Origin of the sequence: Nocardioides pelophilus (genome assembly GCF_014180685.1) — a bacterium.
In the GTDB taxonomy this organism is placed as follows: domain Bacteria; phylum Actinomycetota; class Actinomycetes; order Propionibacteriales; family Nocardioidaceae; genus Nocardioides; species Nocardioides pelophilus.
On sequence record NZ_JACEHF010000007.1, the window covers coordinates 25,117 to 48,064 of the forward strand.

General features: G+C 71.1%; 23 protein-coding genes and 1 pseudogene. 13 read left to right on the forward strand and 11 right to left on the reverse strand.

The features are described 5' to 3' along the window. Nucleotides 1-112 precede the first annotated feature (112 nt). From rpmH to H0488_RS03195, 8 genes are all read left to right on the forward strand, one after another. Nucleotides 113-250, forward strand: a complete 138-nt coding sequence (rpmH, locus tag H0488_RS03160) for a 50S ribosomal protein L34 (RefSeq protein ID WP_183097830.1) — start codon at nucleotides 113-115, stop codon at nucleotides 248-250. Nucleotides 251-287: 37 nt separating this feature from the next. After that, nucleotides 288-653 carry a ribonuclease P protein component gene (rnpA, locus tag H0488_RS03165; protein ID WP_183097831.1) on the forward strand — a complete coding sequence of 122 codons (366 nt, stop codon included), beginning with the start codon at nucleotides 288-290 and terminating at the stop codon, nucleotides 651-653. Further along, the gene (gene yidD, locus H0488_RS03170) at nucleotides 650-907 is read left to right on the forward strand and encodes a membrane protein insertion efficiency factor YidD (protein ID WP_183097832.1); all 258 of its coding nucleotides are present in this window, start codon (nucleotides 650-652) and stop codon (nucleotides 905-907) included. Before rnpA ends, yidD begins: the two co-directional genes overlap by 4 nt. Before the next feature lie 33 nt (nucleotides 908-940). Then, on the forward strand, nucleotides 941-1,930 hold the full coding sequence (yidC, locus tag H0488_RS03175; protein WP_220794145.1) for a membrane protein insertase YidC: 990 nt from the start codon (nucleotides 941-943) through the stop codon (nucleotides 1,928-1,930). 26 nt (nucleotides 1,931-1,956) lie between these two features. Beyond that, nucleotides 1,957-2,565 (forward strand): Jag family protein, encoded by a 609-nt coding sequence (locus H0488_RS03180; RefSeq protein WP_183097860.1) that lies wholly within the window; start codon nucleotides 1,957-1,959, stop codon nucleotides 2,563-2,565. A 15-nt stretch (nucleotides 2,566-2,580) separates the two neighbouring features. Continuing rightward, nucleotides 2,581-3,351, forward strand: coding sequence for a 16S rRNA (guanine(527)-N(7))-methyltransferase RsmG (gene rsmG, locus H0488_RS03185; RefSeq protein ID WP_312856191.1), 771 nt, complete (start codon nucleotides 2,581-2,583; stop codon nucleotides 3,349-3,351). Nucleotides 3,352-3,575: 224 nt separating this feature from the next. Beyond that, complete coding sequence (locus tag H0488_RS03190; RefSeq protein WP_312856192.1) at nucleotides 3,576-4,511, forward strand: ParA family protein; 936 nt, start codon at nucleotides 3,576-3,578, stop codon at nucleotides 4,509-4,511. Beyond that, the gene (locus H0488_RS03195; protein ID WP_183097835.1) at nucleotides 4,508-5,521 is read left to right on the forward strand and encodes a ParB/RepB/Spo0J family partition protein; all 1,014 of its coding nucleotides are present in this window, start codon (nucleotides 4,508-4,510) and stop codon (nucleotides 5,519-5,521) included. The genes H0488_RS03190 and H0488_RS03195 overlap by 4 nt, the downstream gene beginning before the upstream one ends. 59 nt (nucleotides 5,522-5,580) lie before the next feature. Here the strand turns inward: H0488_RS03195 and H0488_RS03200 are convergent, their stop codons facing one another. The 3 genes from H0488_RS03200 to H0488_RS24545 are packed head-to-tail and all read right to left on the reverse strand — an operon-like array spanning nucleotide 5,581 to nucleotide 7,604. Continuing rightward, nucleotides 5,581-6,369, reverse strand: a complete 789-nt coding sequence (locus H0488_RS03200; RefSeq protein WP_183097836.1) for a lysophospholipid acyltransferase family protein — start codon at nucleotides 6,367-6,369, stop codon at nucleotides 5,581-5,583. Between the two features lie 12 nt (nucleotides 6,370-6,381). After that, nucleotides 6,382-6,897 carry an aminotransferase class I/II-fold pyridoxal phosphate-dependent enzyme gene (locus H0488_RS24540; RefSeq protein WP_281369494.1) on the reverse strand — a complete coding sequence of 172 codons (516 nt, stop codon included), beginning with the start codon at nucleotides 6,895-6,897 and terminating at the stop codon, nucleotides 6,382-6,384. Beyond that, nucleotides 6,894-7,604 carry an aminotransferase class I/II-fold pyridoxal phosphate-dependent enzyme gene (locus H0488_RS24545; protein ID WP_312856193.1) on the reverse strand — a complete coding sequence of 237 codons (711 nt, stop codon included), beginning with the start codon at nucleotides 7,602-7,604 and terminating at the stop codon, nucleotides 6,894-6,896. The genes H0488_RS24540 and H0488_RS24545 overlap by 4 nt, the downstream gene beginning before the upstream one ends. 70 nt (nucleotides 7,605-7,674) lie before the next feature. Between H0488_RS24545 and H0488_RS03210 the strand changes: the two genes are divergently transcribed. Then, a complete protein-coding gene (locus H0488_RS03210) occupies nucleotides 7,675-8,325 on the forward strand; it encodes a GNAT family N-acetyltransferase (RefSeq protein WP_312856194.1) in 651 nt (216 codons plus the stop codon). Nucleotides 8,326-8,380: 55 nt separating this feature from the next. Here H0488_RS03210 and trxA read toward each other — a convergent pair whose 3' ends face one another. The 7 genes and pseudogenes from trxA to H0488_RS24900 form a co-directional block, all read right to left on the reverse strand. Then, on the reverse strand, nucleotides 8,381-8,707 hold the full coding sequence (gene trxA / locus H0488_RS03215) for a thioredoxin (protein WP_183097837.1): 327 nt from the start codon (nucleotides 8,705-8,707) through the stop codon (nucleotides 8,381-8,383). 99 nt (nucleotides 8,708-8,806) lie between these two features. Continuing rightward, nucleotides 8,807-9,905 (reverse strand): annotated as a pseudogene (trxB, locus tag H0488_RS03220) (thioredoxin-disulfide reductase). 53 nt (nucleotides 9,906-9,958) lie between these two features. Further along, nucleotides 9,959-10,717, reverse strand: a complete 759-nt coding sequence (locus tag H0488_RS03225) for a hypothetical protein (protein WP_183097839.1) — start codon at nucleotides 10,715-10,717, stop codon at nucleotides 9,959-9,961. Between the two features lie 23 nt (nucleotides 10,718-10,740). Continuing rightward, nucleotides 10,741-11,508 (reverse strand): RNA polymerase sigma factor SigM, encoded by a 768-nt coding sequence (gene sigM, locus H0488_RS03230; protein ID WP_183097840.1) that lies wholly within the window; start codon nucleotides 11,506-11,508, stop codon nucleotides 10,741-10,743. Then, the gene (locus tag H0488_RS03235; RefSeq protein ID WP_183097841.1) at nucleotides 11,498-13,369 is read right to left on the reverse strand and encodes a protein kinase family protein; all 1,872 of its coding nucleotides are present in this window, start codon (nucleotides 13,367-13,369) and stop codon (nucleotides 11,498-11,500) included. The genes sigM and H0488_RS03235 overlap by 11 nt, the downstream gene beginning before the upstream one ends. Nucleotides 13,370-13,564: 195 nt before the next feature. After that, complete coding sequence (murJ, locus tag H0488_RS03240) at nucleotides 13,565-15,271, reverse strand: murein biosynthesis integral membrane protein MurJ (protein ID WP_312856195.1); 1,707 nt, start codon at nucleotides 15,269-15,271, stop codon at nucleotides 13,565-13,567. Further along, the gene (locus tag H0488_RS24900) at nucleotides 15,268-17,481 is read right to left on the reverse strand and encodes a DUF6049 family protein (RefSeq protein WP_183097842.1); all 2,214 of its coding nucleotides are present in this window, start codon (nucleotides 17,479-17,481) and stop codon (nucleotides 15,268-15,270) included. The genes murJ and H0488_RS24900 overlap by 4 nt, the downstream gene beginning before the upstream one ends. A 99-nt stretch (nucleotides 17,482-17,580) precedes the next feature. Here H0488_RS24900 and H0488_RS03250 point away from each other — a divergent pair, with 99 nt between their 5' ends. From H0488_RS03250 to H0488_RS03265, 4 genes are all read left to right on the forward strand, one after another. Continuing rightward, the gene (locus H0488_RS03250; protein ID WP_246371403.1) at nucleotides 17,581-19,005 is read left to right on the forward strand and encodes a CCA tRNA nucleotidyltransferase; all 1,425 of its coding nucleotides are present in this window, start codon (nucleotides 17,581-17,583) and stop codon (nucleotides 19,003-19,005) included. 88 nt (nucleotides 19,006-19,093) lie between these two features. Further along, nucleotides 19,094-19,744 carry an HNH endonuclease family protein gene (locus H0488_RS03255; RefSeq protein WP_183097844.1) on the forward strand — a complete coding sequence of 217 codons (651 nt, stop codon included), beginning with the start codon at nucleotides 19,094-19,096 and terminating at the stop codon, nucleotides 19,742-19,744. 55 nt (nucleotides 19,745-19,799) lie between these two features. Further along, complete coding sequence (locus tag H0488_RS03260; RefSeq protein ID WP_183097845.1) at nucleotides 19,800-20,264, forward strand: SRPBCC family protein; 465 nt, start codon at nucleotides 19,800-19,802, stop codon at nucleotides 20,262-20,264. A 46-nt stretch (nucleotides 20,265-20,310) separates the two neighbouring features. Further along, nucleotides 20,311-21,633, forward strand: a complete 1,323-nt coding sequence (locus H0488_RS03265; RefSeq protein ID WP_183097846.1) for an adenylate/guanylate cyclase domain-containing protein — start codon at nucleotides 20,311-20,313, stop codon at nucleotides 21,631-21,633. Nucleotides 21,634-21,833: 200 nt separating this feature from the next. Here the strand turns inward: H0488_RS03265 and H0488_RS03270 are convergent, their stop codons facing one another. Then, nucleotides 21,834-22,925 (reverse strand): inositol-3-phosphate synthase, encoded by a 1,092-nt coding sequence (locus H0488_RS03270; protein ID WP_183097847.1) that lies wholly within the window; start codon nucleotides 22,923-22,925, stop codon nucleotides 21,834-21,836. Between the last annotated feature and the right edge of the window lie 23 nt (nucleotides 22,926-22,948).

Below are 22,948 nucleotides of genomic sequence, written 5' to 3' on the forward strand. Positions count from 1 at the left end.
CGAAGCTGCACCAACGCATCGGGCCGAGCGCGCACTCCTGCGCTCTGCTGCCGGGCCGTACCGGGTGGCCCTTCCCCAAGACGTACATCGATAGCCAGCCGAGAGGTCGATCGTGAGCAAGCGGACGTACCAGCCGAACAACCGTCGTCGCCACAAGGTGCACGGGTTCCGACTGCGGATGCGCACCCGCGCCGGTCGCGCCATCCTGGCGAACCGTCGCCGGAAGGGTCGCAAGAGCCTGGCAGTCTGAGGCGACGGGCCGTGCCCCAGCCTCCGGGAGGGCTCCCGTGCTGCATGCTGACCACCGGCTGACCCGCCCCTCCACGTTCCGACACGCCGTCAAGGCGGGCCGGCGCTCAGGGGCGCGCACGCTCGTGACCCACCTGGCGGTCGCTGACCCGCAGTCCGGCAGTGCTCCGCGCGTCGGCTTCGTCGTGAGCAAGGCCGTCGGACCGGCGGTCGTGCGCAACCGCGTGAAGCGCCGACTCCGGCACGCTGCCGCAGCGCGGATCCCGCTGCTCCCCCGTGACACGCTGCTCGTCGTGCGTGCCCAGCCGGCCGCGGCCGCGGCGTCGTACGAGGAACTCGTCGGCGATCTCGACCGTTGCCTCGAGAGGAGCCTGATGACCGGCTCCGGACGGGTGGACCGGTGAAGTGGCTGCTGGTCGCGCTGCTGCGCGGCTATCGCTTGGTGATCAGCCCGCTCTACGGCGAGGTCTGCCGTTACTACCCCTCGTGCTCGGCCTACGCGCTGGAGGCCGTGCAGACCCACGGCAGCATCAAGGGCAGCTGGCTTGCCGCCCGACGGGTGGCCCGGTGCCACCCCTGGGCCGCCGGCGGCGTCGACCACGTACCCCCTGCATCTTCGCGCCACCGCGGCGCGGACCACATCGAACAAGGAGCCTGAGTGGGCATCTTCGGCGACATCGGCCACTTCATCATGGTGCCGCTCTACTACGCGATCTCGGCGGTGCTGATCGGCTGGCACAAGCTGTTCACGCTGATGGGTCTCGACCCCGCCGGCGGTCTGTCGTGGACGCTGTCCATCATCGGCCTGACGGTCGTGATCCGCGCCGCGCTGATCCCGCTGTTCGTGAAGCAGATCAAGTCGAGCCGCAACATGCAGCTGATCCAGCCCAAGGTGCGTGAGCTGCAGAAGAAGTACGGCCACGACCGGCAGAAGCTGGCCGAGGAGACGATGAAGCTCTACAAGGAGGCGGGCACCAACCCGTTCGCCTCCTGCCTCCCGATCCTGCTCCAGATGCCGATCTTCTTCGCGCTGTTCCGGCTGCTCGACCAGGCCGCCAAGAAGGGCAAGGCGCACGGCTTCCTCACCGAGAAGCTCGCCGAGCAGTTCGGTGACTCCGAGGTCTTCGGCGTGATCGGACTCGCGAAGTCCTTCTGGGGCGCGACCCCGTGGGGCGAGGGTGCGGACAGCGGTGCGGTCGTCGCCGTGGCCGCGGTGCTCGTGCTCGCGATGACCGCGACCACCTTCTTCACCCAGCGCCAGCTGATGGCCAAGAACATGCCGGCCGACGCGCTCACCGGCCCGTACGCGCAGCAGCAGAAGATGCTGCTCTACATCCTCCCGGTGGCCTTCGGCCTGGGTGGTGTCGCGTTCCCGATCGGCGTGCTCCTGTACTGGACCACCTCGAACCTGTGGACCATGGGCCAGCAGTTCTACGTGATCCGCAACAACCCCGCTCCGGGCACGCCGGCGTTCACGGCGAAGCAGGAGCGCGACAAGGCCAAGGCGGCCAAGCACCCCGAGAAGTACGCCGCGTACGAGCCGGTGCCCGAGGGCGAGTCCGTCGCGGAGCCGGAGCACCGGCCGACCCAGCGGGTGCAGCCCAAGCGGCAGACCCGCTCCCAGCGCAAGTCCGGCAAGCCGGGCACTGGAACCAACCCGAACAAGGGAGGCAGCAAATGAGCACCGAGACCGACGTCGAAGAGACCATGACCGACGCCACCGAGCAGGAGGTCGTCGAGGACGACCTGACCGAGGACGACCTGACCGAGGACGACGCGAGCGCGGACGAGGCGAGCGCCGATGACGTGAGCGAGGAGGAGGAGGCCGACGCCCCCTCTGAGAGCGGGGACGCGCTCGTCGACCGTCTCGAGCGGGAGGGCGACATCGCGGCCGACTACCTCGAGGAGCTGCTCGACATCGCCGACCTCGACGGCGACCTGGACATGGACGTCGAAGCAGATCGGGCCGCAGTCTCGATCGTCGGTGCCGACCTGGCCCAGCTCGTCGGTCCCGACGGCAAGGTGTTGGAGGCGCTCCAGGAGCTCACCCGCCTCGCCGTCTACCGCGAGACCGGCGAGCGGTCCCGGCTGATGCTCGACATCTCCGGCTTCCGGGCCGACAAGCGCTCGCGACTCACCAAGATCGGCGAGGAGACCGCGGCCGAGGTGAAGGCGTCCGGTGAGCCGGTGTCCCTCGAGCCGATGTCGCCGTTCGAGCGCAAGATCGTGCACGACGCGGTCGCCGCCGCCGGGCTCCGGTCGGAGTCCGAGGGCGTGGAGCCGCGACGCTACGTCGTCGTCCTCCCCGCCGACTGACGGCGGACGTTTCACGTGAAACCAACCGCTGGCGACGCCGGCGGTGCAGGGCCCGCGCCCGAGCTGGCGCGGGCCCTGTTCCCTGTTGACCGGCTTCCTCTGGTCGAGCGGTACTGCGAGCTGCTGGCGACCGACGGCGTCGTGCGAGGCCTGATCGGCCCTCGCGAGGTACCCCGTCTCTGGGACCGCCACCTCGTGAACTGCGGCTTGCTGGCCGCAGCGCTCCCCCGCGACGCGACGGTCGCCGATGTCGGCTCAGGAGCGGGTCTGCCGGGACTGGTGCTCGCGCTCGGCCGCCCGGACCTCTCGGTGACGCTGATCGAGCCGCTCCTGCGGCGGACCACCTTCCTGGAGGAGGTGGTGGCCGACCTGGGCCTCGACAACGTCGTCGTGCGGCGCGATCGGGCTGACGCGCTCCACGGGCGGTGGACCTACGACGTCGTGACCGCCCGCGCGGTGGCGCCCCTGGACCGCCTGCTCGGCTGGTGCATGCCGCTGGTCTCCCCGCACGGCGCTCTCGTCGCCATGAAGGGCGACTCCGCCGAGGAGGAGATCGAGGCCGCCCGTCCCGTGCTGCGGAAGCTGGGCTGTGCCGAGCCCGTCGTCGAGGTGTTGGCTGCTGACCCGTCGGGTTCGGAGCCGCTCGAGCCCGCTTCTGCACAGACCCGGGTGGTACGGGTTACCTGGTCCGATCCTTCCCGAGTATCGTTGCCGACTTCCGGGAAGCACGGCGGTTCGCGGCGTGGCAAGACCCGGGCGGCGCGTCACCAGAGGGGGACGTCGTGACCGGCCAGAACCATGGGGACACACCGGCTGGTAAGGGTCCCCTTCCTGAGTTTTCCACCGCTCCAAGCCCTCGTGCTGAGCCTGTTCGTCCACAGACAGCCCCGACTTTTCCACAGGAGGCCCCGGTGTCGGGTGATCCCACCGAGCACGCGCAGGACCCGCCGATGAGCGATGTTTCACGTGAAACGAAGGCACCCGAGGTTTCACGTGAAACCAGCTTCTCGGTGCGAACAGCCGCCGACCTGGCGGCGTACGACCCCGAGTTCGACGAGGACCAGACGCCGCTCGCCGCTGCGGCCCAGAGGTCGGTCTTCGTTCGTCAGGGCATCCAGCGTCAGCCCGCTCCCCGACCGGAAGCGACCCGCGTCTTCGTGGTCGCGAACCAGAAGGGCGGCGTCGGCAAGACGACGTCGACCGTGAACATCGCGGCGGCGCTCTGCGAGCTCGGGCAGCGAGTGCTCGTGGTCGACCTGGATCCGCAGGGCAACGCCTCGACCGCTCTCAACATCGAGCACCGCCAAGGCACCCTGGGAACCTACGAGGTCCTGGTCGACGGCATGGCTCTCGTCGACGTCATCCAGTCGTGCCCCGACAACGAGGGGCTCGACGTGGTGCCCGCCACGATCGACCTGGCCGGCGCGGAGATCGAGCTGGTCAGCGTCGTCGCGCGGGAGGGCCGGCTCAAGAAGGCGATCCAGGCGCACCCGCTGGTCGGCTCCGCGGAGAGCATCGGCGACGAGCGCTACGACTACGTGCTCATCGACTGCCCGCCGTCGCTCGGTCTGCTGACCCTGAACGCGCTGGTGGCCGGAGCCGAGATGATGATCCCGATCCAGGCGGAGTACTACGCCCTCGAGGGTCTCGGACAGCTGTTGGCGACCGTCGACATGGTGCGCGCCCACCTCAACCCCGACCTGGCCGTCTCCACCATCGTCCTCACGATGTACGACGCCCGCACCCGCCTCGCCGCCGGTGTCGCTCAGGAGGTGCGCGAGCACTTCGGCGACCAGGTGCTCAAGACCGCGATCCCCCGCTCGGTGCGGGTGTCGGAGGCCCCGTCGTACGGCCAGACGGTGATGACCTACGATCCGGCTTCGCCGGGCGCGCTCAGCTATCTGGAGGCCGCTCGGGAGATCGCGACCCGAGGGAGGCTGTCATGAGCAGCAACGCGCCGCGCCGCGGCCTTGGCCGGGGGCTGGGCTCGCTCATCCCGACCGCGCCTCCCGAGCCCGCACAGCCGTCGACGCAGGCGACGACATCGACGTCGACCGAGACGGGTCCGTCGAGCCCTGTGACGGACGGGACCAGCGGGACCGCTGGGGCCAGTGCGCCTGGCGGCCGCGAGCTCCTGCCCGTCGACGGCGCCTACTTCGTCGAGCTCGAGCCGACCTCGATCAAGCCGAACGCCGTGCAGCCCCGCCAGGTCTTCGACGAGGAGGCGATGGCCGAGCTGGTCCACAGCGTCCGTGAGATCGGCCTGCTGCAGCCGATCGTCGTCCGCGAGCTCTCCCCCGGCTCCTACGAGCTGATCATGGGCGAGCGCCGCTGGCGCGCCGCCCAGCAGGCCGGCCTCGAGAAGATCCCGGCCATCGTGCGGCAGACCGAGGACTCCGACATGCTGCGCGACGCGCTGCTGGAGAACCTCCACCGCTCCCAGCTGAACCCGCTCGAGGAAGCGGCTGCCTACTCGCAGCTGCTCGAGGACTTCGGCTGCACCCACGACGTGCTCGCCCAGCGGATCGGCCGCTCCCGGCCGCAGATCAGCAACACCCTCCGGCTGCTGAAGCTGAGCCCGGCCGTGCAGCGGCGGGTGGCCGCCGGCGTGCTCTCCGCCGGTCACGCCCGGGCGCTGCTCGCGATCGAGGACGCCGACATCCAGGACCGGCTCGCGCAGCGGGTGATCGCCGAGGGGATCAGCGTCCGTGGCCTCGAGGAGATCGTCGCCGTCGGCGAGACCGGTACGACGAAGCCCCGCACCGCGCACGCCAAGCCGTTCGCCCCCGGCCTGGTCGACCTCTCCGACCGGCTGGCCGACCGGCTCGAGACCCGGGTCAAGATCGACCTCGGCAAGAGCAAGGGCAAGATCACCGTCGAGTTCGCGACGCTCGACGACCTGCGCCGAATTGTCGACATCATGGACCCCCGCAACCGAAATGACCGCCCGATCTGAGCGTGGATCCGGTGCTTTGTCGACAAAGCGACAAGTCGATTAGCCGACTTGTCGATGAGTCACTTCGTCGACGAGTCCTTCTTCTCGGCGGCCTTGGCGGCTCGCCGGGCGGCCCGCTCCTTGAGCTCCGCGGCGTCGAGCAGCTTCGCCTCTGCAGGCGTCGGGGCTGAGCCGCCCAGGCGCGCCGGCGTCCACCACGAGCCGGGCGCCTTCTCGTCCTCGGGATAGGCCGCGAGGGTCTCGTCGAGCAGTCGCTGCATCTCCGCGCGGAGCTCGGCGGTCTCGGCCGCCGGGTCCTCGCCGGTCGGGTACAGCGGCGCCCCGACGCGGACGGCGATCGTCTTGCGCGAGCGAGAGAAGTCCTTCGGGTGGTCCTTGGTCATCAGCCGGTGGGCGCCCCAGACGATCACCGGGATCAGCGGAACGCCCGCCTCGGCGGCGATCCGCACCGCGCCGGTCTTGAGCTCCTTGATCTCGAACGAGCGCGAGATCGTGGCCTCCGGATAGATGCCGACCACCTCGCCGGCCTTGAGGTACTCGGTGGCGTCGCGCATCGACTGGACGCCGGAGTCACGGTCGACCCGGATGTGGTGGAAGCTGCGGAGCAGGTGGCCGACGCCCGGCTTGTCCATCATCTCGCGCTTGATCATGAACCGGACCAACCGCTTCGACGGGTTGGCGCCGAGGCCGCCGTAGATGAAGTCGACGTACCCGGTGTGGTTGATCGCGAGCAGCGCGCCCCCCTTGCGCGGCACGTGCTCCGTGCCCGACAGCTGGAAGCGCTGGCCGAGGAGCCTGAAGAGCAGCTTCGCCGTGACGATGACCGGGGGGTAGGTGATGTCGCGCACCCGGCGAGTATGTCAGCGGTACGTCGCCAGGAATTCCGCGATCCGACCGATGGCCTCTTCGAGGACGTCGACGTCGGGGAGGGTCACCAGCCGGAAGTGGTCGGGCGCGGGCCAGTTGAAGCCGGACCCGTGCGTGACCAGGATCTTCTTGGCCCGGAGCAGGTCGATGACGAACTGCTCGTCGTCCTGGATGGGGTAGACCTCGGGGTCGAGCCGCGGGAAGCAGTAGAGCGCCCCCTGCGGCTTCACGGAGCTGACGCCGGGGATCTCGTTGAGCAACTTGTGGGCGAGCATGCTCTGCTCGTAGAACCGGCCGCCGGGCACGATCAGCTCGTTGATCGACTGGTAGCCGCCCAGAGCGGTCTGGATGGCGTGCTGGGCCGGCACGTTGGCGCACATGCGCATGTTCGCGATCAGGGTGAGGCCCTCGAGGAACTCCTCGGCGATCTCCTTGGGCCCGGAGATCATCACCCACCCGGCGCGGTAGCCGCAGACCCGGTAGGCCTTGGAGAGGCCGCTGAAGGTCAGGCAGAGGACGTCGTGGCCGGCGGGCGCCGCCCCGTGGGGGGGGGCCGCCGCCTNGCGTCGTCGAAGAGGATCTTCTCGTAGATCTCGTCGGCGAACACGACCAGCTGGTGGCGGCGCGCGATGTCGACGAGGGCCTCCACCATCTGCTTGCTGTAGACGGCACCAGTGGGGTTGTTGGGGTTGATGATGACGATGGCGTGCGTGTTCTCGGTGATCTTGGACTCGATGTCCTCGAGATCCGGCATCCAGTCGTTGTCCTCGTCGCACCGGTAGTGCACCGGCGTGCCGCCGGAGAGCGTGACGGCGCCGGTCCACAACGGGTAGTCGGGGGCGGGGATCAGGATCTCGTTGCCGTCGTCGACGAACGCCTGCAGCACCATCGAGATCAGCTCGGAGACGCCGTTGCCGATGAAGACGTCCTCGACGTCGGTCTCGCGCAGCCCGCGGGACTGGTAGTACTGCGCGACCGCCGTGCGGGCGGAGTAGATGCCCTGGGAGTCGCTGTAGCCCTGCGACTCCGGCAGGTGGTGCATCACGTCGGCCAGGATCGCCTCCGGTGCCTCGAAGCCGAACGGTGCCGGGTTGCCGATGTTCAGCTTGAGGATGCGGTGGCCCTCCGCCTCGAGGCGCTGCGCCTCGACGAGGATCGGGCCGCGCACGTCGTACCGGACGTTGCGGAGCTTCTGGCTCTGGCGGATCTTGCGCACAGGCGCATTCTCGCAGCCGGGTTCTCGCGACGCAGGTCGATATCGGCCCGTGGAGACTTACGCTAGGGGGGTGGCTCGCACCACAGTCCCGTTCACGCTCGACCACCTCGACGCGCTCGACGCGCTGGGGGTGCCGTGCCGCTCCTGCTTGTTCTGGGAGCTCGACCCGGTCCGCCGCGGCCGGGTGACCGACGCCGAGACCCGGGCCGAGGTCAAGGAGTCGTGGATGTCCGAGGTGCTCCGCGAGTGGGGTTCCTGCGGGCGGGTGGCACTGATCGACGGCGAGGCGGTCGGCTACCTGACCTACGCCCCTCCGTCGTACATCCCCGGAGCCGGCCTCTTCTCGACCGGCCCGCCGTCACCGGACGCCGTCCTGCTCTCGACCGCGTTCGTCGCCGAGCAGCACCGGGGCGGCATCGGGCGCCTGCTCGTGCAGGGGATGGCCCGCGACCTGGTCGCCCGCGGCGGGATCAGGGCCGTCGAGGCCTTCGCGTACGGCGGGAGCCGGCTGGCGCCGGACGGCGGGTGCCTGCTCCCGGCGGAGTTCCTGGCCCGCGTGGGCTTCAAGACCCACCGCCCCCACCCGCGCACGCCCCGGATGCGGATGGAGCTGCGCTCCCTGGTGACCTGGCGCGACGAGGTCGAGGCGGCCCTCGAGCGCCTGGTCGGCGCCGTCAACCCGCGCACGCGGCCCACGCCCGCCCACCGCGACCTGAACTAGGGGAGAAACGACGACGCCCGCCCCACGAGGGGACGGGCGTCGTGCGCGACGGTGCTCAGGCGATGAAGTCAGCGAGCTCGTTGAGGATCGCGGCCTTCGGGCGGGCGCCGACGATGGTCTTCACGACCTCGCCGTTCTGGTAGACGTTGATCGTCGGGATGCCGGTGACCCGGTACGACGCCGGGGTGACCGGGTTCTCGTCGACGTTCATCTTGAGGAACGTGATCTTGTCGCCGTGGGCGGCATTGATCTCGTCGAGGATCGGCGCGACCTGACGGCACGGTCCGCACCACTCGGCCCAGAAGTCCACCAGGACCGGCTTGTCGGACTTGAGGACCTGTGCGTCGAACTCGGAGTCGGTCACAGCTGCGATGTTGCCCACGGTTCATCCCTTTCGTGGTGGATCAGTTGGAGGTCTTGGAGTTCCTAGTGAACACGAGGTGCGGGGGTGTTGTTCCCGCGCTCCGGCTGTCGGGCGCGGTCAGGCCGGCTGTCCGACCGTCGACGACACCTCGGCCTCCGTGGCCTCGGCCGAGCCGGCCGACGAGGCGGCGTGGTCGAGCATCGCGATGTAGCGCTCGGCGTCGAGCGCGGCGGCGCAGCCGGTGCCGGCCGCGGTGATCGCCTGCCGGTAGTGGTGGTCGACCAGGTCGCCCGCGGCGAACACGCCGGCCAGGTTCGTGGCCGTGCTGGGCTGCTTCACGAGGACGTAGCCGCTCTCGTCGAGGTCGACCTGGCCCTTCAGCAGCTCGGAGCGCGGCTCGTGGCCGATCGCGATGAACAGGCCGGTCGCGGCGAGGTCGCGGGTCTCGCCGGTCACCGTGTCGCGCAGCGTGATCGACTCGAGCGAGTCGGTGCCGTTGATCGAGGCGACGTCGGCGTTCCAGATGATCTCCAGCTTGGGGTCGGCGAAGGCCCGCTCCTGCATGATCTTCGAGGCCCGCAGCGAGTCGCGCCGGTGGATGAGCGAGACCTTGCTGCCGAACCGGGTCAGGAAGGTGGCCTCCTCGACCGCCGAGTCACCGCCACCGATGACGGCGATGTGCTGCTCCTTGAAGAAGAACCCGTCGCAGGTCGCGCAGTACGAGACCCCGCGCCCGGCAAGGGTTTCCTCCTCCGGCAGACCGAGCTTGCGGTAGCCCGAGCCGGTCGCGAGGATCACCGACCGCGCGGTGTAGGTGTCGGTGGCGGTCTTGACGATCTTGATGTCGCCGGTGAGGTCGACCTCGACCACGTCGTCGGCGATCAGCTCGGCGCCGAACCGCTCGGCCTGGGCGCGCATCTCCTCCATCAGCTCGGGGCCCTGGATGCCCTCCCGGAAGCCCGGGAAGTTCTCGACCTCGGTGGTGTTCATCAGCGCGCCGCCGGCGGTCACCGAGCCCTCGAACACGAGCGGAGCCAGCTGGGCCCGCGCAGCGTAGATCGCGGCGGTGTAGCCGGAGGGGCCGGAGCCGATGACGATGACGTTGCGCGGCTGCTCGGTCGACTGGGTGTCGGACATGGTGGTGGACCTCATCGCTGGTGGTCCGCATGACTGCGGAGGGATCAGGGGGTGCAACCCCGATGGTAGGGGGGATCATTCCCTGGGTCTCGTGACGGTCGCGAGAGCGGCCTCCTCGACCGCCGAGGCCGGTCAGTCGCGGGTGGGCAGCGTCGTCGACCGCAGCACGTCGCCGGTGCCGCACTGCAGCACCTCGACGACCTGGGAGGTGCCCATCGGGTCGCGGAACGCGACGAAGGCGGGCGCGTCGTCGTACTGCACCCCGACCAGGACTCCGCTGCCCCAGGCAGCGGTCCGGCAGGAGAAGCCCTCGGGCGCGGTGATGCTCACCAGGTCGTAGTCGGCGGCGTTCGGGTCGGGGAGCACGGCCTCCTGGAGGAGGGAGAGGTCGCGGACCAGGTGGCGGGACCGGACCGTGAACTCGCCGATGATGTCGTTGGGCTCGACCGAGCCCTCGGTGCGGCTGAGCGTCCCGTCGTCGTCCGTCGGACCGGCCTGCTCGAACTCGCCCTCGTCCGCGTCCTCCAACGCCACGTCGCCGCGATCCACGGCGCCGCTGTTGGCCGAGTCTCCGGCCGCCCCGTCGTCCTGGCCGCCGTCGAAGAAGGTCCCGACGGCGAGCCCGAAGACGGCGACCGCGGCGGCGGCGCCGAGCACGGCGACGACCCGGTGGCGGCGGGTCCGCACGATCGGCACCACGGTGGCATCGGCTGCGACCGGCTCGGCCGTCGCGCGCTCGGCCGCCAGTCCGACCACGGTCTCGTCGAGCCGGGCGGCCACCGCAGCAGGCAGCGGGCCGGTCGCGCGGGCACCGGCCAGCAGCGCACGGATCTTCGCCTCGTCCTCGGGCGAGACGGGATCGAGCTGCTCGGCGGGCTCGTCGGTGGTCATGCGGGTCCTTGCGTCGTTCGCGGTCAGGCGGTGTCGTTGAGCGGGCCGTTCAGCGGGCCGTTCACTGGTGCGGCGGGATCGGGTGGTCCCCGCCGGGACACCGATCCGACGTCCGGCACCGCGTCCGGGTTCCCGAGCGTCGTCGGCGGCCGGCTCTCGTCGGCGTCGGTCGGGGCGTCGAGCAGCGGCCGCAGGAGTACGGCGAGCCGGGCCCGCCCGCGCGCACAGCGGCTCTTCACCGTGCCTTCCGCGCAGTCGAGGATCTGGGCGACCTCGGCGACGGGATAGCCCTCCATGTCGACGAGCACGAGCGCGGCCCGCTGCTCGGCCGGGAGCTGCTGGAGCGCCGCGAGCACCTGGGCCCGTCGCTCGCTGCGGATACCGTGCTCGGCCGGGTCGAGCAGCTCGTCGGAGCCGTCGTTGGCGGTCAGCGTCGAGCCGCGACCGGACTCGTCCAGGTCGTCGGGCAGCGGTTCGGCCCGGCGTACCTTCGCCGCCCGCAGCCGGTCCAGGCAGGCGTTGACGATCACCCGGTGCAGCCAGGTCGTCACCGCCGCGTCGCCGCGGAAGCTTCCGGCCCGACGAAAGGCGGCCACCAAGCCGTCCTGGAGGCCGTCGGCGGGCGTCTCCGGGGCGCCGGTCGTGCGCAGCGCGACCGCCCAGAGCCGGTCGCGGTGGCGGGCGAACAGGGCGCCGAAGGCCTCGGCGTCTCCTGCCACGTGCGCTGCGAGCAGGTCGGCGTCGGTGCGCCCAGAACCGGACGCCAGGTCAGACGCCGATTCAGCGTCCACGCACGACCACCTCCGCCAGCCCGGCCCGGAAGCCGTCCGGGACCACCGGGAGCGAAGTGAACCACACCAGGACGTAGCGCCCGGTGACGGCCGCACCCGCGCCCTGGGGCGACACCGGTTCGAGGGTGAGCTCGGCGTCGTCGGCGGTGTCGGTGGCGAGCGGCCGACCGGTCGGTGCGGCCTCCGGTGCGTCGCGGGTGACGTAGAGCTGGACCTCGGCGGGCGACCCCACCAGGTCGAGGTCGACGGCCGCGACCTCGCGGACCACGCCGAGGTCGAGGTAGAGGCCGACGCCGGACTTGAGCGCGGGCAAGGTGGTGCCGAGCTGGTCGCGATAGGTCGACGTCGTCCACGCCGTGGTCCGGTCGCCGTCGACGGCCAGGGCGACCTCGTCGTCGTTCTCGGCCCCGTCGTCGGTGCCGAGCGGGTCGAAGGCGTCGGCGACCACGTCGGGCAGGGGACTCGCCGTCGGCTCGGCCGGCGTCGTCAGTGACGGCGTGGAGGACGGGTCGTCCCGCTCCGCGCCGAGCGGCGTCCGTCCGCGACCGAGGTTGAACGCCACCGCCACCCCGATCAGCAGCGCGAGACAGGCCGCGATCACCATCGCGAGCCGCAGCCAGTTGCGGCCCGGCACCGCGTCCGACTCGGCCGTCTGCTCGCCCGGCGAGCCGGGACCGGCGCCGGTGTCCCACGGCCAGAAGCCGGCTGCCGCGAGCGAGGCCTCGCCGGTGGACGAAGGGACGAGGTCGGCGCGGCGCCGCCGCGGCGGCGCCCCCTCCGGCGGTTCCGGGGCGAACAGCGGCCGCTCGGGAGGCTCGGCGAAGGGCGGCGGTGGCGGTGGCGGCGTACTCCTCGCCCGCAGCCAGGAGACCTCGTCCTCCTCGTCGTCGAAGACCGGCATGCCGGCCTCGGTCGGGAGGTCGACGATGTCGGAGACCGACGGGATCGGGCGTTCCTCGCGTACGGCGACCTCCGGCTCCTCCACCACCTCCGGCTGCGCCGGTTCCGCCGGTTCCGCCGGCTCCGCGGTGCGCTCGAAGTCCCGGACCGTCATCTCCGGCACCTGCGGCAGCACCACCTGCCGGACCTCGTTGATCGGAGGGATCGAGTCGGCCAGCGCCTCCGACAGCCCGCCGGGGTCGCCGATGAACTCGAGCAGGCGGTCGCGCACGGCGTTGGCCGTCCCGACGTCGATGCCGGGCTGGTGGTGATGGGGCCAGCGGCGCTTGTGGTGTCCGGAGTCGGCGATCTCGGTCCAGAGCTGGTCGAGCGGCCGGGGTACGCCGGCTCGCACCCGTCGGGGCGAGAGCACCGCGTCGTGGTCGTGCGGGGCCGCGGGCACGATCGACGCCGACGGGCCGGGCCAGGTCGCGGTGAGCGCGCAATAGAGGAGCCCGCCGAGGTCGTGGCGGTCCTGGTCGAGCCGGCCGGCCGGCAGCCCGTGCAGCGCGGCGTCGACGCAGAGCCCGATCAGCCGGACCGCGCCGAGCCGGTCGATCAGCACGTTCTCCGGGTTCAGCCGCCCGTGGGCGACCCCGCGCGAGTGGGCGGTCGCGATCGCGCCGGCGACCTCGGCCGTCAACCAGGCCGAGCGGCGCGGGCCGAGCGGTCCGCCGTGCGTCACCAGGATGTCGAGCGAGGTGCCGGTGCCCCACTCGTTCACCACGAAGCAGAGACCGTCGCGCATCTCGGCGTCGAGCACCCGGAGGATCCGGGAGTCGAGGACGGTCGCCGACTCGCGCGCGGCTGCGAGCAGGAGCGGGGCGCGGGGGTCGTCCTCGTTGATGACGTGGAGGGCCACGAACCGCTCGAGGACGTTGTCATGGGCACGCCAGAACCGCCCGCCGCCACTCTCGGTCAACAGGTCGATCAACCGGTAGCGGCCCGCCAGTACTTCGCCTGGCCGCGTCGACGTCGCCAACCCCAGTCCTTCTCGTTCGGACAGCTCGTTCGGACAGCTCGTTCGGACTGCTCGTTCGCTCGAGGCGTCTGCAGATCCATCGTAGGGCGCCGAGGGCCCCTCCACAGGGACTACGAGCCGACCGGGCCGATGCGGTCAGCCCCGTCGCAGCCGGGCGGTGACGGTGTCGATCACCGAGGTGACCTCCTGCAGCCGGAGGGCGCGCGCCAGCAGCACCAGCACGCCGAGCGCGACGGCGCCCATGACGCCGGCCTCGACCGCCGCCCACCACCACCCGCCGGCGGCGGGCGCCTCCTCCAGCAGCTCGGACAGGCCGAGGTCGACCGTCCAGGCGGCAGCCGTGCCGACCACCGCCGCGACGAGCAGCCGCCCGGCGAAGCCGAGCAGCGACCCGATCGGCAGGCCGCCCAGCCGGCGCGCCAGCACCGCGAAGGAGAGCATCGAGCCGACGGCGTACGCGCCGGTGTAGGCGAGCACCAGCATCGGGGCGGTGTGCTCCTCGTCGGTGCGGCCGACGAGCAGGATCGCGAGCGAGATGTTCACCGCGGCGATCACGCACTGGATCAGGAAGACGGTGCGGTTCTGCTCGAGCGCGTAGAAGCCGCGCAGGGTCAGGTAGTGGATGGTGAAGAACACGATCCCGGCGCCGAACAACGCCAGCGTCGACTCGAACCGGGGGAAGTTGTCGGCCGTCGCGCCGTGTCCCCACAGCACCTGGGCGACCGGCAGCGCGATGAACGGCAGCAGCAGGGCGAACGGCACGACGACGACGAGCGCCGTGCGGATCGTGCTGACCAGCGTCCGGCCGAGGGCGGCCGCGTCCTGCGCCGCGGCCTGGGCGGAGAGGCGCGGCAGGATCGCCGTCGCCAGCGACACCGTGATGATGGAGTGCGGGACCATCACGACCAGGAAGGCCGAGGAGTAGATCGTGATGCCGGTGCCCTCGGCCGACGCGGCGGTTCCGCCGGACGCGAGGCGGACGACGACGACGTACGCCGCCTGGTTGACGACGACGAACAGGACCGTCCACACCGCCAGCCGCAGGGTGTGCCCGAGACCGGTGCCGCGGAAGTCGAACCGTGGCCGGATCCGCACCCCGGCCGAGCGCAGGTAGGGCATCAGGATCACGAACTGCGCGACGATGCCGAGCGTCGAGCCGATGCCGAGCACGGCCTCCTGCGAGGGCGTGAACGCGCCGTACTGCTCCGACGCCGAGGCTGCGCCGAACCCGAGCAGGTAGCCGGCGAGCACCGCCACGGCGATCACGTTGTTGGCGATCGGCGCCCACATCATCGGCCCGAACCGCCCGCGCGCGTTGAGGATCTGGCCGACGAGCACGAACATCCCGTAGAAGAAGACCTGCGGCAGGCAGAACCGCGCGAAGTCGATCGCCGACTGGCGTTGCTCGGCGAGCTCCGGGTCGCCGAACCGGGGATCGAGCATCAGGTCCATCACCCACGGCGCCGCGACGACCAGCAGCACGGTGACGATGCCGAGGAAGAGCACGGCCAGGGTGACGATCCGGTCGACGTACGCCGTACCGCCGTCGGCGTCGTTCTTCATCGACCGCACCAGCTGTGGCACCAGCACCGCGTTGAAGACGCCGCCCGCCAGCAGGATGTAGAGCATGTTCGGGACCGTGTTCGCGATCGTGAACAGGTCCGCGTGCAGGCCGACGCCGAGCGCGGCGACCAGCATCGTGGAGCGGATGAAGCCGCTGAAGCGCGAGACGACGGTGCCGGCCGCCATCACCGCGCTGTTGGCGAGGATGCCGCGCTGCTCGCCGGTGGGGTCGGGCGCGGCGCTCGGTGCGGGGTCGACCGGATCGGCGGGGTTGCTCACGCGACCACCTCCCGGCGGTGCCGGCGGACCCGCCGGACCAGGCGCAGCACGATCGCGAGGAACAGGATGCCGCCGCCGATGCCGAGGATCACCCAGATCACCTCGCTGACCTGGCCGGACCGGATCGGCACCTCCACCGTCGACCCGAGCCGGTTGCCGTCGAGGTCGGTGACGGCCAGGGTGACGTTGTGCACGCCGGCGCGGTCGGCGTGCGCGTCGAGCACGATCGTGGTGCGGCTGTTGGCGTCCAGCACGACGGGTTCGCCGACGTCGACGCTGACCTCGTCGTCGACACTGTCGGCCGCGATCTGCACGGTCACCGTGCGGTTCAGCCGGTTGGTGACCGAGACGGCGAAGCTGCCGTCGTCGCTGGACAGGGTGACCCCCTTGGGCCCGTCGATCCCGACCCTCCCCAGCTGACGCTCGATCCAGCGCCGCGAGCGCGCCAGCCGGTCCGCGACGTCCGTCGGCTCCGTGCGGAAGTGGTAGGACGCCCCGGTCAGCGCCTCGTCGCGCACCTCGGCCGCGAGTCCGTGGGGGCCGGCGTCGGCGTCGGCGAGCACGCTCTGGAGGCTGCGGCCGGCGGAGATCAGCCGCTGCACCTCGTAGAACACCGTCGAGTCGAGCTCGGCGATCTCCTGGTCGGGCGGGTAGGACAGGGCGTCCGGGTCGACCGCGCTCGCCGGCCGGTCGGTGGCCTCGTCGAGCGACGTCAGGTCGAGCCAGTCGGTGTTGAGGCCCGACCAGAACGACGACGCGCCCTCGCTCTCGACCGTCCGGGGGACGACGACGACCAACGGATGCCGCCGCCCGGGCGCGGTCATCCGCAACGCCGCCTCGGCGAGCACCCGCTGCCGGAAGGCGATCGGGGCGAGCCGGGCGTCCGGGCCGGGACCGCCGCGGATCGCGCCGTACGACGTCGGCGCGATCGCGTGGTCGTCATACTCCCCGACCACGGGCGGGCCGCGGCGGAAGGTCGTCGTCGGAAACATGCGGTCGGTGAGCAGCAGCGTGCTGTCGTCGTCGATCGTCGCCAGCGCGGACGGGTCGAGGTAACCGCCGGGGGAGGCGATCACCGGGCGGGTCGGGGTCCCCCAGGAGGACAGCACGTCGCCCTCCCGGTCGCGCGCCGCCGCGTAGAGCTCGGGCATCCACTCGGGCGTGGCCGACATGTCGAGGTCGCCGTACGGCAGCGACAGCACCTCCGCGCCGCGCAGCTGGACCTCGAGCGCGTCCAGCCAGCGCTGGGCCGCCAGCGCCCAGGACGCGTCGGAGACCGGCTCGGCCTCCTCGTCGGTCTGATCGGGCTGGTCGCTCGGCTCGTCGCTCGGGCTCTCGTCGTCGGCTGGCTCCTCCTCGTCGGAGGCGCTCGGCCCGAGGTCGCGCGGCAGGTTGCCCCGCCGGAGCAGCCGCGCCGCGTCGGGGACCGCCGGGTCCACCAGCCAGGTCACCGGCTGCCCGACCGCGGCCGCCCCGAAGGCCAGGGGACCGCCGAGCTCGCCCGTCGGCTGGAAGGCCTCCTCCCACTCGTCGACGCGGGCCAGGGTCCCCCGCTGGAGATGCCGGATCGGGTAGCGCAGGGGCACCACGATCACGGCATCGACCTCGCCCCTGACTCCCCCCTCGCCGCGCGGGATGTAGGGGAGGAAGGTGCGCGCCCGGCCGTCGGCGAACTGGTCGTCGGCCGTGGTCTCGCTCGCCCCGAGGGCGTGGACGCCGAACCAGTAGACACCGGGCGTCGTCACCGGGAGCAGGCTGCGCGGAACCCGGATGGAGTACGGCGCGACCTCGCCCGGCGCCAGCGAGTCGACGCTGTCGCTCACCTCGACGATCCGGTTGCCCACCAGGTCGGTCGGATCGGTCTCCGCGGCCTCGACGAGCTCGGCCGGGGTCGTCAGGGGCACGGGGCAGCCGGGGCAGTCGCCGGCGTTGATGAACGGGTACAGGCTGATGCCGGTCCACGTCTCCACGTCCCGGTTGATCACGGTGCCGGAGACGACCACGGGGCCGCGCTCGGGCACCTCGCCCGGCGTCAGCTCGTCGATCGTGACCAGCAGCGGGGCGTCGTACGCCTCGGAGAGGGGGTGGACCGCGTTGTCGCGCGCCGGGTCGGGGACGGCAGCGTTCGCCGGCGGCGTCGTCAGGAGCCCGGCCACCATCGCCGTGGCCGCCCCCAGGGCAGCGCGCAGCAGAAGAGGGCGGAGGACCACGCCCCGAGGGTAGTGCCGCTGGCTGTGAGCGTTGGGACGGGCGTCCGTAGACTCCGGCCCGTGTCCGAGCCGCATGCACCGTCGTCCGAACCGATCCGGTTGGTCGACGTCCAGCAGGCGGTGGAGGCGGAGCTGACCCGGATCGGGCCCGTGATCGACCCGTTGGGCGAGCTGTTCGCGGCGGCGGGGCACGAGTTGGCGCTGGTCGGCGGGCCGGTGCGCGACGGGATGCTCGGGCGCCACTCCAACGACCTCGACTTCACGACCTCGGCCCGGCCGGAGCAGACCGAGCGGATCCTGCGGGCATGGGGCGACGCCTGGTGGGACATGGGCCGCGACTTCGGCACGATCGGCTGCCGCAAGGGCGACTGGGTCGTCGAGGTGACGACCTACCGGTCCGAGGCCTACGACCCGGCGTCGCGCAAGCCCGAGGTGCAGTACGGCGACACCCTGGCCGGCGACCTGGGCCGCCGCGACTTCACGGTCAACGCGATGGCGGTGCGGCTGCCCGGCCAGCAGGTGGAGGACCCGTACGGCGGGGTCGTCGACCTCGCCAACAAGGTGCTGCGCACACCCGGACGCCCCGAGGACTCCTTCTCCGACGACCCGTTGCGGATGATGCGAGCCGCCCGGTTCGCCGCACAGCTGGGTTTCACCGTCGACCAGCCGGTGGTCGACGCGATGCGCGACATGGCGGAGAGGGTCACCATCGTGTCCGCCGAGCGGGTGCGCGACGAGCTGGTGAAGCTGGTCTGCGCGCCCTACCCGCGGCTCGGGCTGACCCTGCTCGTCGACACCGGGCTCGCCGACCACGTGCTGCCCGAGCTGCCGCGGCTGAAGCTGGAGCGCGACGAGCACCACCGCCACAAGGACGTCTACGAGCACTCGCTGACCGTGCTCGAGCAGGCGATCGACCTCGAGGACCGGCTCGGCGGGCAACCCGACTTCATCTCGCGGTTCGCCGCGCTGATGCACGATGTCGGCAAGCCCAAGACCCGGCGGTTCCTCGACGACGGCACGGTGACCTTCCACCACCACGACGTGGTCGGCGCCAAGATCACCCGCAAGCGGATGCAGGCGCTGCGCTTCTCCGGCGACGAGATCGACGCGGTCTGCCACCTGGTCGAGCTGCACCTGCGGTTCCACGGCTACGGCTCGGGCGAGTGGACCGACTCGGCCGTCCGCCGCTACGTCCGCGACGCCGGCGACCAGCTGGCCCGGCTGCACGTGCTCACCCGCGCCGACTGCACGACCCGCAACCAGCGCAAGGCCGACCGGCTGCGTCGTACCTATGACGACCTGGAGGCCCGGATCGCGCGGTTGTCGGAGGAGGAGGAGCTGGCCTCGCTCCGGCCCGCCCTCGACGGCAACCAGATCATGGAGATCCTCGGGATCCCGCCGGGCCGCGACGTCGGCGAGGCCTACAAGTTCCTGCTCGAGCTGCGCCTCGACAACGGGCCGATGGCCACCGACGACGCGAAGGCCGCGCTGCTGGCGTGGTGGGCCGCGCGCGAACAGTCGTGAACAACTCGAGGAATCCTCCGTCCGGCTGACGCGCCGAACCCGCTTCCGGTGGCACCATCAGGGGCACACGCCAGCCTCGGAGGCCGTCATGAAGAGATTCGTCGTCGCCCTGCTGACCGGAGTGGTCAGCACCCTCCTCGTCGGGGTCGGGCCCGCGCCCGCCGTCCATGCCGCGGGCGAGAGCTACTCGGCCCCGCTCACCACCGCGATCGCGAGCCTCACCGTCGCGACCGAGGTGCGCACCGGCTACGAGCGGTCCAAGTTCAAGCACTGGGTCGACGCGGACGGCGACGGCTGCAGCACCCGGACCGAGGTGCTCGACATCGAGTCGGAGACCTCGGTGACCTGCAGCAACCTGGCGGGCGGCCGCTGGTTCTCCTACTACGACCGGGTCTCCTGGACCGACCCGTCGCGGATCGACATCGACCACATGGTCCCCCTCGCCGAGGCCTGGGACTCCGGCGCGCGGAACTGGACCGCCGCCCAGCGCGAGGCCTACGCCAACGACCTCGGCGACTACCGCACCCTGGTCGGCGTCACCGACTCGGTGAACTCCGCCAAGGGCGACCAGGACATCGCCGAGTGGAAGCCGACCTACGACAAGTGCCGCTACCTGCGCGAGTACGTCGCCGTGAAGATCCGCTGGCGGCTGAGCGTCAACAGCGGCGAGAAGACGGCCATGCAGAATCTCGCCGCCGGCTGCACCAACACCACGATCACCGTGACGCGCGCCATCTGAGTCTTGCTACCAGGGTCGGATGCCCGACCTCGGTGGTCCGCCTAGGGTCGCCGACATGACAACGATCGAGGCGAAGACGCTCGAAGCGACCATCGACATGGCGGCGACCCCCGAGGAGATCTGGCCGCTGGTGTCGGACCTCCCGCGGATGGCTTCGTGGAGCCCGCAGGTGGTGAGGTCCATCCAGCGCGGCCACGGCGGGCTGGGCGCGACCACCGTCAACATCAACCGCAGCGGCTGGAAGGTGTGGCCGACCCGGTCGAAGGTGATCCGGTTCGAGCCGCCGCGGGAGCTCGCGTTCCGGGTCAAGGACAACAAGACGATCTGGTCCTACGCGCTCGAGCCGCTGGCGGACGGCGGCACCCGCGTCGTCGTACGGCGGGAGGCGCCGGACGGGCTGGCGCCGATCTCCGTCCGCCTGCAGGACGCCGTACTCGGTGGCGTCGAGAAGTTCGACGCGGAGGTCCTCGCCGGCATGAAGCAGACCCTGGAGCGGCTCAAGGCCGAGGTCGAGGCCTGACGCACAACCACGGGACGGGGGAGCCCGGCGGAGGCTAACCTCCACCATGCGGTTCTGGGACCTCTCGTCTCCCGAGGTCGTCGCCGCGGACGCCGAGCCGTGGGACGGTCCGCTGGCGGGCGCCATGCGGCCGCTCTCGATGCGGTCGATGGTGCGCCTGTACCTCGGCGGGGTGGTGCTCTGCGTCCAGGCCGCCGCCGTGGCCTTCACCTTCGTGAACGTGGCCGGCGAGCGCGCGGCGCATCCGGACGCCGTCCGGCTCGTCGGCGTCTTCACCCTCTTCGCCGCGCTGCTGATCCTGGGCTTGATGGCCGCACTTCCCGCCGTGCTCGCTCGGCGGCTGACGCCCCTCGTCGGGACCACGATCATGCTCAGCATGGGGCTGGCCTCCACGGCCGCGACCTGGGCCTGTGGTCCCGAGTTCGGCATCGTGGTGGTCTTCTACTTCGAGGCACTTCCGTTCGCCTTCTACACCCTCCGGCTCCGATGGGCGTTGGCGGCGACCGCCAACGTGGTCGTCGGCTGCGGCCTGGTGATGCTCCTCCAGCCGGGGTGGTCGCTGCCGGTCCTGCAATGGTTCATCGTCGGCACCACCCTCGTCGGAGTCGCGTGGATCGTCGGCCAGCTCGCCGAGAAGGCCGAGCGGCTCGCTTCGTCGGAGCGGGATGCGCGGGTCGAGCTGGCCGAGGTCAACCGGACGCTGGAGGACCGGGTGGCGGCCCAGGTGACGGAGATCGAGCGGCTGGGGGAGCTGCGACGGTTCCTGACCCCGCAGGTCGCGGACGCGGTGCTGTCCGCCGACGCGGAGGCGATGACGCGGCCACACCGGCGGCGGATCGCGGTGTTCTTCTGCGACCTCCGCGGCTTCACGGCGTTCACCCAGTCCTCCGAGCCGGAGGAGGTCGTGGCGAACATCGACCAGTACTACCGGACCGCCGGCGAGGTGCTGCAGCGCTACGGCGCGACGATCGGCGGGTACGCCGGCGACGGGATCATGGCCTACCTCGGTGACCCGGTGCCCCATCCCGAGCCCGCGCGGGGCGCGGTGCAGATGGTGACCGAGCTGCGGGGCGAGCTCGACGGGCTCGTCGCCGAGTGGCAGCGCCGGGGTCACGACCTCGGCTACGGCATCGGCCTCGCCTACGGCTACGCCACCTTGGGCGTCGTGGGTTTCGACGGCCGCTACGACTACACGCCGATGGGTGGGGTGGTGAACCTCGCGGCGCGGCTGTGCGGCGCGGCGACGGCCGGTCAGGTGCTGATGGACCACGCGACGTACGCCGAGCTCGAGGGTGTGGCCGGCGGCGAGCCCGTCGACGGGCTCGAGCTCAAGGGCCTCGGCGCGCAGCGCGCCTACGCCCTCACCTGACCCGGCTCGAACTCCGCTCAAAAACACGCCGACCCGTCGCCAAGTTGGCGACGGGTCGACGGGATTTCAGCGGTAGTTGGTGACGGCTCGGTCGTGCCTCACGCGCCCTCTTCGCCTGGTTTCGACGCGCCCGTCGCGGCTTCGTTCCTCAGCCGCGGGGCTTGCTCAACCTGCGGGCGAGACGAGGGCACGTTCGTGCCTCACGCGCCCTCTTCGCCCTTGATGAACTTCTCGAGGGCGATGCGGCCCTCGGAGTCCTCGATCTGCACCGGCGGGGACTTCATGAGGTACGCCGACGCGGAGATGATCGGGCCGCCGATGCCGCGGTCCTTCGCGATCTTCGCCGCACGCACGGCGTCGATGATGATGCCGGCGGAGTTCGGGGAGTCCCAGACCTCGAGCTTGTACTCCAGGTTGAGCGGGACGTCGCCGAACGCGCGACCCTCGAGGCGGACGTAGGCCCACTTGCGGTCGTCGAGCCACGCGACGTAGTCGGACGGGCCGATGTGCACGTTCTTGCTGTCGACCAGGCCGGCCAGCGGGCCGGTCAGGTTGGACGTGACGGCCTGGGTCTTGGAAACCTTCTTGGACTCCAGGCGCTCGCGCTCGAGCATGTTCTTGAAGTCCATGTTGCCGCCGACGTTGAGCTGGTAGGTGCGGTCCAGCACCACGCCGCGGTCCTCGAACAGCTTGGCCATCACGCGGTGCGTGATGGTCGCGCCGACCTGGGACTTGATGTCGTCGCCGACGATCGGGACGCCCGCGTCCTCGAATTTCTTGGCCCACTCGGGGTCGGAGGCGATGAACACCGGGAGCGCGTTGACGAAGGCGACGCCGGCGTCGATCGCGCACTGGGCGTAGAACTTGTCGGCCTGCTCGGAGCCCACCGGCAGGTAGGACACGAGGACGTCGGCCTCGCTGTCCTTCAGCGCCTGGACGACGTCGACCGGCTCGGCGGTCGACTCGTCGATGGTCATCCGGTAGTACTTGCCGAGACCGTCGAGCGTCGGGCCGCGCTGGACCTCGACACCGAGCGTCGGGACGTCGGCGATCTTGATGGTGTTGTTCTCCGACGCGTTGATGGCCTCGGAGAGGTCCTTGCCGACCTTCTTGTCGTCGACGTCGAACGCGGCGACGAACTTGACGTCGCTCACGTGGTAGTCGCCGAAGGTCACGTGCATCAGACCGGGGACCGTGCCGCTGGGGTCGGCGTCCCGGTAGTAGTGCACGCCCTGGATGAGCGACGTGGCGCAGTTGCCGACGCCGACGATCGCTACTCGTACCGAACCCATGAGAGTCCCTTCTTTGGTCATGT

Excerpts from the sequence above, each read along its gene's own strand:
- yidC (WP_220794145.1), top strand. The coding sequence starts at position 941 with ATGGTGCCGCTCTACTACGCGATCTCGGCGGTGCTGATCGGCTGGCAC.
- H0488_RS03180 (WP_183097860.1), top strand. The coding sequence starts at position 1,957 with ATGACCGACGCCACCGAGCAGGAGGTCGTCGAGGACGACCTGACCGAG.
- H0488_RS03195 (WP_183097835.1), top strand. The coding sequence starts at position 4,508 with ATGAGCAGCAACGCGCCGCGCCGCGGCCTTGGCCGGGGGCTGGGCTCG.
- H0488_RS03225 (WP_183097839.1), bottom strand. The coding sequence starts at position 10,717 with ATGACCACCGACGAGCCCGCCGAGCAGCTCGATCCCGTCTCGCCCGAG.
- H0488_RS03255 (WP_183097844.1), top strand. The coding sequence starts at position 19,094 with ATGAAGAGATTCGTCGTCGCCCTGCTGACCGGAGTGGTCAGCACCCTC.
- H0488_RS03260 (WP_183097845.1), top strand. The coding sequence starts at position 19,800 with ATGACAACGATCGAGGCGAAGACGCTCGAAGCGACCATCGACATGGCG.
- H0488_RS03265 (WP_183097846.1), top strand. The coding sequence starts at position 20,311 with ATGCGGTTCTGGGACCTCTCGTCTCCCGAGGTCGTCGCCGCGGACGCC.
- H0488_RS03270 (WP_183097847.1), bottom strand. The coding sequence starts at position 22,925 with ATGGGTTCGGTACGAGTAGCGATCGTCGGCGTCGGCAACTGCGCCACG.